This is a genomic window from Streptomyces sp. NPDC051104 (genome assembly GCF_040682835.1).
GTDB classification, from domain to species: Bacteria; Actinomycetota; Actinomycetes; order Streptomycetales; family Streptomycetaceae; genus Streptomyces; species Streptomyces cynarae.
Genome location: NZ_JBFBBS010000010.1, coordinates 68,143 through 80,384, shown reverse-complemented (window position 1 = coordinate 80,384; position 12,242 = coordinate 68,143). Strand labels below are relative to the sequence as shown.

Here is a 12,242-nt window from a genome sequence, read left to right as displayed (position 1 = left end):
CGAATACCGTCCCGGCCCCCCCGCAGTGCCCCTCACGCCCTCCGCGTCCGCCGCAGGATCCGTACGGCGGGCCAGGCCAGCAGGGCGGTGACGCCCCACATGAAGCCCGCCATGCCGAGCCACTCTCCGGTGCTGGTCTGCGAGTCGTGGCCGAAGACGGTGACCGCGAGGGCCAGGAAGGCGAAGAGGCCGGCGAGGAGGCCGAACACGACCACCGCCGCCGTCTGCCGCCCGGTGCGCCGGGCGGGTGCGGGCCGCTCCTCGCCGTTCCCCGGGGTTGCCTGGGCCGCCCCGTTCCCTTGGGCTGCCGCGGCCGGTCGCGGCTTCGGCTGCTGTTGCCGGGGCGGCAGCCACACCACCGCGGACTGCGGCACGGCGGCGTCGACGGCCGCCATGGTGTGCGCGTCGACGCCGTACAGGCCCGGCTCCACCTCCACGACCAGACCGTCGGTCCCGACGAGCTGACGGCCGCCGTCGGGCCAGCTCAGCACCGCGGCGCACGCGCGGTAGGCCACGGTGACCGCCTTCTCCGTCCCGTCCTTGGCGCGCACGGTCATGCTGACACCTTCGTCCCCGACCACCAGCGCCGACGCGTCACCGCCCAGGGAGGCGAACCGCCGCCCGGTCACCGCGTACGTCGAACGCGTGGGTGCCGCCGTGTACCCGGCCCAGTCCGCGCTGTGCCCGGCGGGCACCTGCATCAGGGCCGTCCCGGCCGCCTCCAGGGCGACCGCGTGCAGATGCTCCGGCGTCACCGCCCACAGTTCGGAGCGCAGTTCGTCCAGGCCGCGCACCGACCGCCCGACGAGCAGGTCCTCCGCCGCCCCCGGCAGCCTCCGTGCGGCCGCCTCGGGCACGGTCAGCGCCCCGTCGGCCCGGGTGCGCACGGCCTCCAGGTCGCCCTGCCCGATCCGGCCCACCTGGAGCCCGGCGAGGACGTCGACGAATCCGCCGAGCACCGCGTCCTGCTTGGCGGGCAGGGCGTCCGCGAAGGCGGTCACGAGGGCGAAGCCGTCACGGCGCGAGGCGTAGTCGGTGGCCGCCGTGTAGGAGTAGCCGCCCTCCTGGCGCAGGGCGCGGGACAGCTCGCGCTCGAGGACGCCCGCGTACACCCGGGCCGCGGTGGTGTCGGTGACGACCGCGTCCAGCAGGACACCGCCCTTGCCGTCGGAGAAGTAGGCGGGAGCGGTGGGCAGCGCGGAGGTGACGGCGGGCAGGGGGCGCCGCTGACCCGCGGGCAGCTTGAGGGTGAGCCCGGCCGGCAGCCGCTCACCGGCGATCCACAGCGCCGCGTTGCCCTGGGTGAACCAGGTGTGCACCCACTCCCGTACGTCGTCCGGGCGCAGGCTGCGCACGCCCCACTCCGGGTAGCTGACCAGGCCGTATCCCTGGGCGCCGTACCGCCACAGCGGCAGCTGGCCGACATCGCGCCGGGACTCCTCGGTGCGCAGGATCTCCTTCTCGGTCTCCAGGCGCTCCATGGGCAGGTCGGTGAGGGAGGCGCAGACGCCCTGGAGGTAGGCGACGACCTCGTGCTCGGCGCCCTCCACGTGGAAGTGGGTGAAGGCGGCCTTGGTGGCGCCGTTGAAGTGGTAGTCGGCCAGGCCCTGGCGGTGCAGGGCGAGGTGCTCGACCAGGTGCGTGACGCCGGTCCGGGCGAGCGTCTCGTCGGCGACACCGACCCGGAAGACGAGTCCGGCGCGCATCGGCCCGGTGGCGTACGCGAAGAGGGTGGGTATGCCGTCGACCTCGGTGGGGTGGATGGCGGCCTGGGGGTTCATCTGGGGCCTCTGTTCGGCGTGTTCGTCGGGATCATCCGGGTCATCCTCTGGCGAGCGCGGCGTCGCGGTGCTTGACATAGGCGGCGGTGGCATCGCGGCCCAGCTCGGCCCAGGGGTACTCGGAGGCGAGGTTGCCGAGCACGCGGAAGCATGCGGCGGCCCGGGGCAGGTCCCCCATGAGGGAGAACAGGGCGGCGAAGTAGCCCGCCACGGTGACCCAGCCGTAGCCGCGGTGGAAGTGCGGGTGGAGCACGGACCTCTCGGCGGCCTCGACGAGTTCGGTGCGCACGGCGTCCTGCCGCAGGTACTCCTCGCGTTCCTTGCCGCGCAGGTCGAGCCTGTGCTCCATGTGCGCCTCGGCCACCATCCCGCCGTTCATGGCGCCTTCCGGAGCGTTGACGAGGCATTCCCGTGCGAAGCCGTGGGCCGCCTCCCAGCTCCCGCTCCACTTGGGGCACAGCTGCTGCAGGAGCCGGCCCTGCGCGGTGAGGTGGTTCGGGTGGTGTGCGGACAGCCGGTCGTACCGGCGCCGCGCCTCGTTCTGCCCGAGTTGCAGCCCCATGGCGGTGGTGAGCCGTGAGGCCCAGGCCGCGTCGAAGGCCGGGTCGAGCGCGGTGGCCCGGATCAGCAGCTGCTCGGCCTGCCGCAGGTGCGCGTGCAGCCCGGCGAACTGCTCACGGCTGACCTGCTTGGCGGGCGCGGCGGTCCGGATCTCCCAGCCGATCTTCACCTCACGGCTGCCGAGGACGGTGAGCGCGAGCACGTCGTCGGGCGTGGCGGCGAGAAGGTCGCGCATCCAGTCCTCGACGCCCTTCACGTCGGCCAGGACACCGACGGCGAAGCTGCGATCGGTCCCCTGCGGCAGCCCGTACACGTACTGGCGTATGGCCGCCCAGTCCCACGCGGCAGCGGCCTGCCGCAGCCAGGCGGCCTCGGGGAAGGCAGAGGCGACCTCGAAGTCGGGGGGCGGCAGGGAGGGGGCGGAGGGGTGCGACATGGCCGGATACTAAGCGAGGCCTGTGACAACGGGATTCGCCGGGCAAGCCCGGCCCGCGGTGGGCAGAAACTCGACCGTGTCTTGGCCGTCCCCCGACCATCCGGCCATCTTCCGTTAACCGGTCCTCCATAGCCTCCGCGCGTCCTGATCACCTAACGTGATCGGCGCGGCGCTGTCGTCGGCCCTGCTCAGCCTTGTCCCACCGAGCGCCCTCGCGCGCCCGCTGGGAGCCGACCGCTCCACGTCTCCTCGTCTCCGTCTCCCCCTCCCACCATTCCGTCTGCTCGCCTCCCCGGAGTCCCCATGGCCCTCAACGCCCGCCGCACCAGGCAACTGCTGGAAACCGCCGCGCCCTTGCTCCTACAGGGCGAGCAGGTGGAGATGACGACCCTGGCGGGCGTCGGCTCGGTGTCGGTCCGCAAGCAGGCGCTCACCGCGGCCGTGGTGGGCGTGCTCAGCGCGGGCACGGTGATGGCGACGGTCACGCCGCGCCCCCTGTACATAGTCCTGACCGACCAGCGCCTGCTCTTCTTCGACGGCAACCGCGGCGGCAAGCCGGGCAAACTGCTACTGAACCTGCCGCGGCCGTACGTGTCGGCGGGCGGTTCGAAGAAGGCGTTCCTGGGCCTGCAGTACGTCACGCACCTGACGCTGGCCGGCCAGGACAGGGGCCTGAAGGTCACGTTCCCGGTGCAGCACCGGTCGGACGGGCCGCGGTTCGTGGCGGGGTTGCCGGTGACGCGGTGAGGGCGCCGGGTCAGGCGGGCGTGGCGCGGTAGCGCCTTTTGTCCCGCACCAGCGCGAGACAGGCGGCCGTCTGCGCTCGTCCAGCGTCGCGACAGGCACTCCGGGCGATCACGGTTTTGGTGCGCAAGGCCAGGGGTTGCTTGTCGGTGCAGTCCCATAACCTGCGCTTACGACGACCGTGCAGTGGCCAGGTGGCGGACGGAGCAGTGGTCACGGGTAAGAGGACGGCCCAGCTCCTGGGCGCGTGGATCGTCTTCGAGGACGAAGCCGGGCAGGACCTGAAGCCCGGCAAGAGCCGAACCTGGTCAAGGCGGGGCAGAACGCCGCTGGCCAAAGTGGCGGGCAATGGTTCGGGCCGGGTCCTGATGGCCGGGATGATCTGCGTCCAACCAGGCCACGAGACCCGTCTGATCTACCGGACCCAAACGTACCGGGGCCGTACCGGCGAGAAGAAGGGCTTCCGGGCCCGCGAGTTCGCGGACCTGTTGACCTCTGCTCGTCGGCAGCTCGGCGATGTCCCGCTGATCGTGGTGTGGGACAACGCCAGCACCCGCCACGCCAAACCCTTACGGGAGTTCTGCGACCGCGACAGCGACTGGCTGACCATCGTCAAGCTCCCGCCCTACGCGCCCGACCTCAACCCCGTCGAAGGCGTCTGGTCCCACGTGAAGAAGTCCCTGGCCAACCTCGCACCCCGCGCGATCGAAGACCTCACCCCGCTCGTGAGGAACCGCTTACGCGGCATCCAACGCCGAGCCGAAGTACTCGACGGCTTCATCGCCGGGACCGGACTGGCACTGGCACCTCCGTAACGCTGTCACCCCACCCTTTCAACCTCAGCGGCAACGGCCGTGCCCGTTGTGCGGGTTGCCGACCCGGTCATGCCGAAGCCGGCAGCGAGTTGGGAGAGGGTGTCGTGCCGCCGCAGGTACACCAGGCCGACCAGCGCACGCTGGTGCGGCGGGAGCTTGCAGCGACGGTCACCCTCGCGGGTGACGATGAGCATCGTGACCCACTCGACCAGCGCATGAGGCAGGTCGAGTACGGCAGGATAGGCAACCAACAAGGCTCCTGCGCCAATGAGTTGAGACGTCGAACACCTCCCTCAACGGCATAGGAGCCTTGTCCGTTGCGGACGCCGACATCCTCACCCGAACAGTGGTCACACTGAAAGAGCTCACTGTCCCCGGCCCGCCCGCATTCAGCGCAGCCGCGCGAGCAGCAGATTCGGATCCGTGCGCGTGAGGTACGCCCCGCTCGCCACGTACACGGTCGAGCCTTTGACCGCCACCGAGGTCGGGTTCTCGATCCCGTCCGCCGCCGTCAGTACCGTCTGAACCGTGCCGTCCGAGCTGACGATGCTGGCCTGGTTGGTGCCGTTCTGGGCGGCCAGCACCTGGTCGCCGCGGCCGGTGAAGCTGAAGTCGTCGATCCCGGACAGGCCGGTCGCCTTGACGGTGTCCGTACCTGCCGTGCCGTCCTTGTTGATCGGTACCCGAAGCAACGTGCCGTTGCCGGTGTTGGTCACCCACACGGCGCCGTTGTGCACCTTGACACCGTTGGCCCCCAACGAGGACGTCGAGGTCGAACCGGGCTGGAAGTCGCCTCCCTGTGTCCATAGGGAGGCAACCCTCGTCCTCAGCGACACCTTCCACACGGTGCCGGACGAGGAGTCGGTCGCGTACAAGGTGTCACGGCTCGCGTCGATCGCCAGGCCGTTCAGCACCTTCACATCGGGCATCGCCACCACCAGCACGGGAGTGCCACCGCCCGCCGGGATCCGATAGATGCCGGAATTGCCGCCCGCGTTGTAGTTGACGTAGAGCGTGCCGTCGGCGGTGCGTACGATGCCGGACGCCGTCGCGCTGCCGGTGGTCGGCGCGGGAAGGGTCGCCAGTACGGTGATCGTCCCGCTCGTGGCCACCTGGGCCACCTGCCGGGACTTCTGGAACGTCACATCGGCGGCCCCGCCCGGCTCCAGCGTGATGTTCTCCGGCTGCTGCAGGGTGGCGATGTCGAAATGGACGACCTCGCGCGCATCGCTCAGCGGCGCGGTGGCACCGAAAGCGGTGCCCATGGTTTGCGTGCCGACGGCCAGTCCGGCGAGCGTGACCGCGCTCAGCAGGAGGGAGCGGCGATAGCGGCGAAGGCGAATGGAAATGAGGGCTCCCGGGTCGTTGGCGGACCGATGCGAGCAGTTGACGGGCCTGATGCTCGCAACCTTGTCTGAGAACAGTCCAGGATTCGCATGAGAAACCCCCTTATCGCCGCGCCAACCGCGCCGCCCGCTCGGGCCGGCCCGGCCCATGGGTGACCACACCCCTCAGACGCCCGCCGGGCCGTGACCTCACGCCCACCCAGCAGACCGTCAACCGTGCGCTGTCGGTATACCCCGCGTGGGGTGTCGTATCTGCTGCACCGGCTGGGCTGGTCACCGCAGGTCCCCGCGCACAGGGCCGTCGAGCGCGATGAGCAGGCAGTGGCCAGGTGGCGGACGGAGCAGTGGTCACGGGTAAGAGGACGGCCCAGCTCCTGGGCGCGTGGATCGTCTTCGAGGACGAAGCCGGGCAGGACCTGAAGCCCGGCAAGAGCCGAACCTGGTCAAGGCGGGGCAGAACGCCGCTGGCCAAAGTGGCGGGCAATGGTTCGGGCCGGGTCCTGATGGCCGGGATGATCTGCGTCCAACCAGGCCACGAGACCCGTCTGATCTACCGGACCCAAACGTACCGGGGCCGTACCGGCGAGAAGAAGGGCTTCCGGGCCCGCGAGTTCGCGGACCTGTTGACCTCTGCTCGTCGGCAGCTCGGCGATGTCCCGCTGATCGTGGTGTGGGACAACGCCAGCACCCGCCACGCCAAACCCTTACGGGAGTTCTGCGACCGCGACAGCGACTGGCTGACCATCGTCAAGCTCCCGCCCTACGCGCCCGACCTCAACCCCGTCGAAGGCGTCTGGTCCCACGTGAAGAAGTCCCTGGCCAACCTCGCACCCCGCGCGATCGAAGACCTCACCCCGCTCGTGAGGAACCGCTTACGCGGCATCCAACGCCGAGCCGAAGTACTCGACGGCTTCATCGCCGGGACCGGACTGGCACTGGCACCTCCGTAACGCTGTCACCCCACCCTTTCAACCTCAGCGTCAGCACTTGCCGTCAGAGGTCTAGCCCTGAGTATTCAGCGGAATCGGGCGATCTGACACCCCGATAGCAGAAAGGTGCCGTTGACCAGCAAGGATGCGAGTGTCTAGGTCGTATCCGCTGCAGAGAGCAAGGCACCTTTCTGGTGGTCGAGACTACAGGGTGGGACCGTCGGCTGTCCGTGGTGGCCGACGGGAAGAGGCTGATCGGGCATGCCGGGGCGGTGCTGCTGCGCCGGTGCGCGGACCGAACGGGGCTGACGGACGCGCTGGCAGGGGTGCTGCCGTCCAGCACAGCAGCCGGCTGGCGGGAACGCGCCGGGCTACTGGTGCACCTCGCGATCGCGATCGTGCTGGGGGCGGCGAACTTCTCGGAGGCCGAGCAACTCCAGTTGCATCACCGGCTGTTGTTCGGGCTTGTGGCCTCGGACTCCACCGCCCGACGCACACTGGCCGCGCTCGACGGGGCCACCCTGGTGAAGATCGCAAAGGTGCGGGCGAGGGTGCGCCGGCACGTGTGGAGCCTGCTGCATCTGCGGCCGGGCGGCTTCCCCTGGCTGACCGTGGCGGGCAAGCGGCTGACCGGCTGGATCGTCATCGACCTCGACGCCACCATCATCACCGCAGCCTCGAAGAAGGCCGGGGCTGCGGTCACCTTCAAAAAGACGTTCGGGTTTCATCCGCTGGCCGCGTGGTGCGCAAACACCACCGAGTCCCTGGCCATGCTCCTGCGACCGGGCAATGCAGGGGCGAACACGGTGGCCGACCACCTCGCCGTGCTCACCGAGGCCCTCGCCCAGATCCCCGGCTCCTCGGCCGCGAAGATCCTCGTCCGAGTGGACGGGGCCGGAGCCACACACGGACTGCTGGAGCACCTGGAAGCCCTGAACACCACGCGGCGCACGGTGCGCTACACCGTCGGCTGGAAGATCACCGAGGACGACGAGAAGGCCATCGCCCGCCTGCCCGAAGCTGCCTGGGAGACCTCCGTGCACCAAGACGGCAGTCTCCAAGAGGGCTACGTCGTCGCCGAGTTCGCCGGGGTGAACACCCGTGAGGGCTGGCCGGAGGGCATGCGGCTGATCGTGCGCCGGGTCCGTCCGACCCGCCGACACCTGAAGAAGCTGACCGCGTTCGAGAAGAGGACCGGCTGGCGCTACTGCATCACCGCGACCAACATCCGCCACATGTGGGGCATCGCCGGCTCGGGCCACGCCCAGTTCCTGGACGTGCTGCACCGCTCCCACGCCGGTGTGGAAGACCGGGTGCGCACCAACAAGGCGATGGGGCTGGGCAACCTCCCCTCCGCCTCCTGGGAGGTCAACCGCGGCTGGATGCTCGCCGTGAACCTCGCCGCCGATCTCGACGCATGGCTGCGGCTGCTGGCCCTGCACGACATCGATGACCTGGCCGACGCCGAGCCGGACACCATGCGCTTCCGCCTCTACCACCTGCCCGCCCGCCTCGCCGACCACGCCCGCCGCCGCTTCTTGCGGATCGAGCGGACCTGGCCCTGGGCGAAGGCGTTCATCACCTGCTGGCATCGGCTGACCGCCATGCCCGCCGTCACCTGACGCCCAGATCACCAGCCCGACGAGACAAGGAAAGGAGCAGACCTGCACGCCCTCCGGGTGCCGTGGAACCCCGGCGCAGCCGCAGCGACACGCGAAGGCCCCGCCCGCGATCACGCGGAACAAACAGGGCGAACCGACGACCCGGTCATGCACTCGCGGCTGCTGAAGAATCGAGGCTAAGGAAGGCTGGCCTTGCACATTACGCCTTCCTCCGAAAAACCTCATCGTACTTATGCGCCACTAAATGGAGTAAGCGCGGGGCACTGCATCCTCCAAATACCAGTGCCAAAATTGCCGCCGCACTTCAGAGTTCCCGAATTCTTCCCACACGGCCCCACCAGCTATGGCCACCGAAGCGAAGAAAGATGGATCCCAATCTTCTGAATCCATGTCCATTTCACCCAGCTCCGACTCGGCCAGAAATCCCCCCGCAAGCACATCCCGGTTTACCGCCCAGCAGGCGAGGCCCGCCGCCACCGCCGGGAAATACTCACGCCCCAACCTCATCTTATTATCAAGGAAAGTGTTGAGAACATTCAGCTCACTTCGATGTTCAGTCAAGGAGAGCGCCGGGTTCTCTGGGGTGGCATCGGGGCAAGGCGAAGCAAATGGGAGATCTTCCGTGAAACGGCTCCCCCACACCGGCCACGCCTTGACCGCACAGGCGGTAGACAGCGTCACATACGACCGCCACTGGTCCTGACCTAGGGCCCGCTGAAGCTCGGCGTGGAGTTGACGCCTCAGCGGATGCTCCAGTTCCCCGTTAGCGGAAATGCTACCAAGGTACTCGTGGCAGACCTCTTCCACAAACCTATCGGACATACATTTCCCCTACGATTTAGTCCAGTTACCGTTGACGTCGAAGTGATTTACGCCGCTCGGATCTCTCACCTCTTGAGGCACCCCTCGGTGTTTAGCCAGTGCCTTGAACCAATCAACACAGTCGTCGCACATATCTCGGTCGACTTCAATTGGTTCATTCGGTCGAGCGACAGCAGCCTGCCTCTCTGCATGAGAGGCGAAGTACTGACCGTCCACCCCGTGGTCCCTGAAGCCACTTGGTGTACGCGCTGCCCCAATCTCGTCTGTGACTTCAAGCACCTCCTCGGGCGGGACCCTTGTGTCGTTCGGGTCCACCTTGGGTTTAGTGGCCCATCCGCTCAAGAAACTGGCATCGTCCGCGTGTGCCGATGTCTTGCCAGCCGGGACACTTGGCCGGGGGCAGGCACCGGGAATACTTCCGTTGTTGTTGTGGACAAGGACTGGAGTGCTGCCAGCCTCCACATAGTACGTGTGCTACGCGACCCCTCTCTACCTGCGTTTTCGCAGGTCAAACGGTATTCGGCGGTCCGCTGAGGTGCGGGTTCGGCCGGGGTTGTTCGTGGTTGTTGCCGTCACTACTGCCGTCAAGGGTCTAGACGAATCAGGCAGGGCTGGGGCCTCGCGACGGCTCGGCGGTGGGCCTCCGAGGCGGCCCTCGGTCGGCGTGCGGCAAGGTTCGTGCGTCCGCCAGTCTGGCAGTTTGGGGGCCGGGGCGGGACGGGTTCACCGCTCGGAGGGCGGCAGGGAGCTTCGCTCCCCGTCGGAGGCGACGCCAGCCACCGCTAGACGGCGAGCTGGCGATTCGCGCGGAGAGCCGACCCCCTGGCCGGCCCTGTTCCCCTGGATATCCCAACGGGACAACTTGCTGCGCCAACAGCAAGTTTCTGGTCAACCTGGTCATGGGCCGCTGTCTCGTCTGGGAGCCGGGTCCGGCTGCGCCGGCGGCGAGCGGCTACTCCGCGCCGAGGATGCGCAGACCGTGGTGGGCTCGGAAGTCCTCGTAGTCCTTGAGGTTGAGCGTGGCCAGCGGCAGGTCGTAGGTAAGGGCACAGGCCGCGATCCACATGTCGTTGATCGGGCGTGGGCGTCCGCGCTGGATGCCCGCGGCTGACAGGCGGCCCCAGGTTGCGGCGACGGCTTCGTCGCCGGGCAGGATCGGGATGCCGGAGAGCCAGTCGGCGAGTTCCTGGCGGCTGCGGGTGCCCCAGTGGCGGATCTCGGTCCACTTGGTCAGTTCGCCGAAGGTCACGAAGGTGATCAGCGGCTTGCGGCCGATCAACCTGGTGGCGAGCGGGCCGGTGAGCTTGCGTTTGTGGGACAGCGAGGCGACGTCGGTGTCGAGGATGACGGGTTGCATGGCGGCGGCTCAGGCGACGTCGCGGTGGCGCTCGGCGTACGTGAAGGCCAGGAACTCCTCCAGTTCCTCGTCCGACTCGAAGGTGTCGGCGGCGAGGTCGTCCAGGGACCGGATCGGCTGGGTGTTCTTCGCGGCCAGCAGCTCCTCGACCGAAACGCGGGGCCGAAGCGGTGGATAGCCGGAGTACTCCGCGTCGGGTGTGCTCATCGGGACCTCCACGGGACGGGATATGGCTACCGAGGCCAGCATACGGGGGCTGACCCGCGCTGACACCGGGCTTCACCCCACGGAGCCGATCTCCGAACGTGCGTGCGCCGGTCCTCGCAGGTGCTGGCGGGATCTTGGGCCGGTGGCCTGCCTGGGGTGGGGTCAGGTACGGGCAGGGGGCCGTACGCCGGGCCGGCGAACGGGGCAGGCACTTGGTCCTGCTACATCAGCGCGTCCGCCGGGACGGCTTGCTGCGCCGGAAGCCAGGTTCTGGTCAGCTCGGTCACCAGACGTCGACGGATCCTGAGTCGGTCGTCGCTCAAGGCTCCACGCGCGTCCGTGGGCCGCGCCGGGAGCTGGCCGCGGCGAACGGCCGAGTGCATGTTCCGGGGCCGGGTGGGGAGGGATCGGCCGATGGTGGGGCGCTGGGAGCTTCGCTCCCCGCCGGAGGCGACGCCGGCCACCGCCCTCCGTGAGCCCGGTGACGGACGTGAAGGGTCGGCCCCCTGGTCGGCCCTGTGCCTGCGATCCGGCCGTAGGACGGTCGTCGGCGACAACTTGCTCCGCCAGGAGTCCAGTTACGGTCAGCCCGGCGACCAGGCAGATTGCCGCTCCGGCAGCCCCGGATCACCTCCGACTGCCGGGGCGGCTCGCCACCTGCGGCGTAGCTGGCCTCCCGATTGAACGGCGGGTTTGTCGGCGACGGCGGCCAGCCTCGGCGGGCGGGGGCCGCCTTGAACCTCGAACCTCGTAGAGAAAATCTGAACGCAAGCGCCGGGGCCGCCCGGCACAGCAGGGTCAATGGCCCCGCTTGCCGCCGTCCGACTCCAGGGCCTCGACGCGGCCACGAAGGTCGCCAATCTGCTGGACTGCCTCGGCCAGCGCTCGTTCCAGTGCCTCGACGCGCGCCGTCGCCCCGCCGACGTGTGCGGTTGCCTCCGGGCCGTCGGGAGCATCAGTGTCGTCGGCATCGTGGTCGTGGTCGTGGTGGGCGACGAAGGCTCCCTTGCCGGGGCGGGAGACCGCCCACCCGTCCTGCTTCAGCAGAGCCATGGCCTTCTGCACGGTCAGGCTCGACGCCCCGAACTCCCGCATCAGCACGGCCTGCGTCGGCAACGCGTCACCCGGCCGCAGCCCACCCGAGCGGATCCGCTCACACAGCGTCTCGGCGATCACCTCGAACGTCAGCGGCACCCCACTGCTCGCCGGCCTGCGCCCACGCCGCCCCACGAACGTCACCGCAGTTCACCCCACCCTTCGTGCCCTCTACCACCGGAATCCGGCCCGTCCAAACCCGGAAACCGGCCTCACACTACCCGCGCCGATCACCCACCAGAAACAGATCAGGAGGGATGCACTTGAATGCGCCCGTGAAGCGGTGCTACCGTCACGCACCGCCGGTGATCAACACCGCGCCTGCCGCCCGGACCAGCTAGCCCTGGTCCCCGCGCCCGCGCCCGCCCTGCGGCCTCCCTTCCCCTGTGAGCCGGTAAACCCGGCTGCCGCGACGCCGTCTTCGTCGTCCTCGCTCTCTTCCTTCTCCCGCCGAAGGTCTCTCCCGCATGCCCGCACAGCTCCAACTCCCGACCCCCACAGCCACTTTCGTCCCCGCCACGTGGACG

The 12,242-nt window shown here is 69.1% G+C and carries 12 protein-coding genes and 2 pseudogenes; 6 read left to right on the top strand and 8 right to left on the bottom strand.

Translation table 11 applies throughout. The features are described 5' to 3' along the window. Window positions 1–32 precede the first annotated feature (32 nt). Complete coding sequence (locus AB0N14_RS17300; RefSeq protein WP_366026485.1) at window positions 33–1,781, bottom strand: insulinase family protein; 1,749 nt, start codon at window positions 1,779–1,781, stop codon at window positions 33–35. 40 nt (window positions 1,782–1,821) lie between these two features. Continuing rightward, a complete protein-coding gene (locus AB0N14_RS17295) occupies window positions 1,822–2,778 on the bottom strand; it encodes a hypothetical protein (protein WP_366026484.1) in 957 nt (318 codons plus the stop codon). Between the two features lie 303 nt (window positions 2,779–3,081). Here AB0N14_RS17295 and AB0N14_RS17290 point away from each other — a divergent pair, with 303 nt between their 5' ends. Beyond that, window positions 3,082–3,525 (top strand): hypothetical protein, encoded by a 444-nt coding sequence (locus AB0N14_RS17290; RefSeq protein ID WP_366026483.1) that lies wholly within the window; start codon window positions 3,082–3,084, stop codon window positions 3,523–3,525. A 191-nt stretch (window positions 3,526–3,716) separates the two neighbouring features. Beyond that, window positions 3,717–4,337: a transposase gene (locus tag AB0N14_RS17285; RefSeq protein ID WP_366026480.1), complete on the top strand. Its 621-nt coding sequence runs from the start codon at window positions 3,717–3,719 to the stop codon at window positions 4,335–4,337. Between the two features lie 65 nt (window positions 4,338–4,402). Here AB0N14_RS17285 and AB0N14_RS17280 read toward each other — a convergent pair. Both AB0N14_RS17280 and AB0N14_RS17275 read right to left on the bottom strand, forming a co-directional pair. Further along, window positions 4,403–4,588, bottom strand: a pseudogene (locus AB0N14_RS17280) (transposase family protein); the annotation flags it as partial. A 138-nt stretch (window positions 4,589–4,726) separates the two neighbouring features. Then, complete coding sequence (locus AB0N14_RS17275; protein ID WP_366026482.1) at window positions 4,727–5,833, bottom strand: SMP-30/gluconolactonase/LRE family protein; 1,107 nt, start codon at window positions 5,831–5,833, stop codon at window positions 4,727–4,729. On the opposite strand from AB0N14_RS17275, the pseudogene AB0N14_RS17270 reads away from it, so the two are divergent. The 4 genes and pseudogenes from AB0N14_RS17270 to AB0N14_RS17255 form a co-directional block, all read left to right on the top strand. Continuing rightward, window positions 5,827–5,910, top strand: a pseudogene (locus tag AB0N14_RS17270) (IS5/IS1182 family transposase); the annotation flags it as partial. The gene AB0N14_RS17275 and the pseudogene AB0N14_RS17270 overlap by 7 nt on opposite strands. Continuing rightward, window positions 5,900–6,103: a winged helix-turn-helix domain-containing protein gene (locus tag AB0N14_RS17265; RefSeq protein WP_366026481.1), complete on the top strand. Its 204-nt coding sequence runs from the start codon at window positions 5,900–5,902 to the stop codon at window positions 6,101–6,103. The pseudogene AB0N14_RS17270 and the gene AB0N14_RS17265, both read left to right, overlap by 11 nt. Further along, window positions 6,013–6,633: a transposase gene (locus AB0N14_RS17260; protein ID WP_366026480.1), complete on the top strand. Its 621-nt coding sequence runs from the start codon at window positions 6,013–6,015 to the stop codon at window positions 6,631–6,633. Before AB0N14_RS17265 ends, AB0N14_RS17260 begins: the two co-directional genes overlap by 91 nt. A 173-nt stretch (window positions 6,634–6,806) precedes the next feature. Further along, the gene (locus AB0N14_RS17255) at window positions 6,807–8,234 is read left to right on the top strand and encodes an IS1380 family transposase (protein ID WP_366026479.1); all 1,428 of its coding nucleotides are present in this window, start codon (window positions 6,807–6,809) and stop codon (window positions 8,232–8,234) included. Window positions 8,235–8,474: 240 nt separating this feature from the next. On the opposite strand, the gene AB0N14_RS17250 is transcribed toward AB0N14_RS17255, so the two are convergent. From AB0N14_RS17250 to AB0N14_RS17235, 4 genes are all read right to left on the bottom strand, one after another. Beyond that, window positions 8,475–9,041 carry an Imm5 family immunity protein gene (locus AB0N14_RS17250; protein ID WP_366026478.1) on the bottom strand — a complete coding sequence of 189 codons (567 nt, stop codon included), beginning with the start codon at window positions 9,039–9,041 and terminating at the stop codon, window positions 8,475–8,477. Window positions 9,042–10,008: 967 nt separating this feature from the next. After that, window positions 10,009–10,413, bottom strand: coding sequence for a type II toxin-antitoxin system VapC family toxin (locus AB0N14_RS17245; RefSeq protein WP_168488495.1), 405 nt, complete (start codon window positions 10,411–10,413; stop codon window positions 10,009–10,011). A 9-nt stretch (window positions 10,414–10,422) separates the two neighbouring features. Beyond that, window positions 10,423–10,620, bottom strand: a complete 198-nt coding sequence (locus AB0N14_RS17240) for a hypothetical protein (protein ID WP_155057999.1) — start codon at window positions 10,618–10,620, stop codon at window positions 10,423–10,425. Between the two features lie 798 nt (window positions 10,621–11,418). Beyond that, window positions 11,419–11,859: a GntR family transcriptional regulator gene (locus AB0N14_RS17235; RefSeq protein WP_366026477.1), complete on the bottom strand. Its 441-nt coding sequence runs from the start codon at window positions 11,857–11,859 to the stop codon at window positions 11,419–11,421. Between the last annotated feature and the right edge of the window lie 383 nt (window positions 11,860–12,242).

Excerpts from the sequence above, each read along its gene's own strand:
- AB0N14_RS17300 (WP_366026485.1), bottom strand. The coding sequence starts at position 1,781 with ATGAACCCCCAGGCCGCCATCCACCCCACCGAGGTCGACGGCATACCC.
- AB0N14_RS17295 (WP_366026484.1), bottom strand. The coding sequence starts at position 2,778 with ATGTCGCACCCCTCCGCCCCCTCCCTGCCGCCCCCCGACTTCGAGGTC.
- AB0N14_RS17290 (WP_366026483.1), top strand. The coding sequence starts at position 3,082 with ATGGCCCTCAACGCCCGCCGCACCAGGCAACTGCTGGAAACCGCCGCG.
- AB0N14_RS17275 (WP_366026482.1), bottom strand. The coding sequence starts at position 5,833 with ATGGGCCGGGCCGGCCCGAGCGGGCGGCGCGGTTGGCGCGGCGATAAG.
- AB0N14_RS17245 (WP_168488495.1), bottom strand. The coding sequence starts at position 10,413 with ATGCAACCCGTCATCCTCGACACCGACGTCGCCTCGCTGTCCCACAAA.
- AB0N14_RS17240 (WP_155057999.1), bottom strand. The coding sequence starts at position 10,620 with ATGAGCACACCCGACGCGGAGTACTCCGGCTATCCACCGCTTCGGCCC.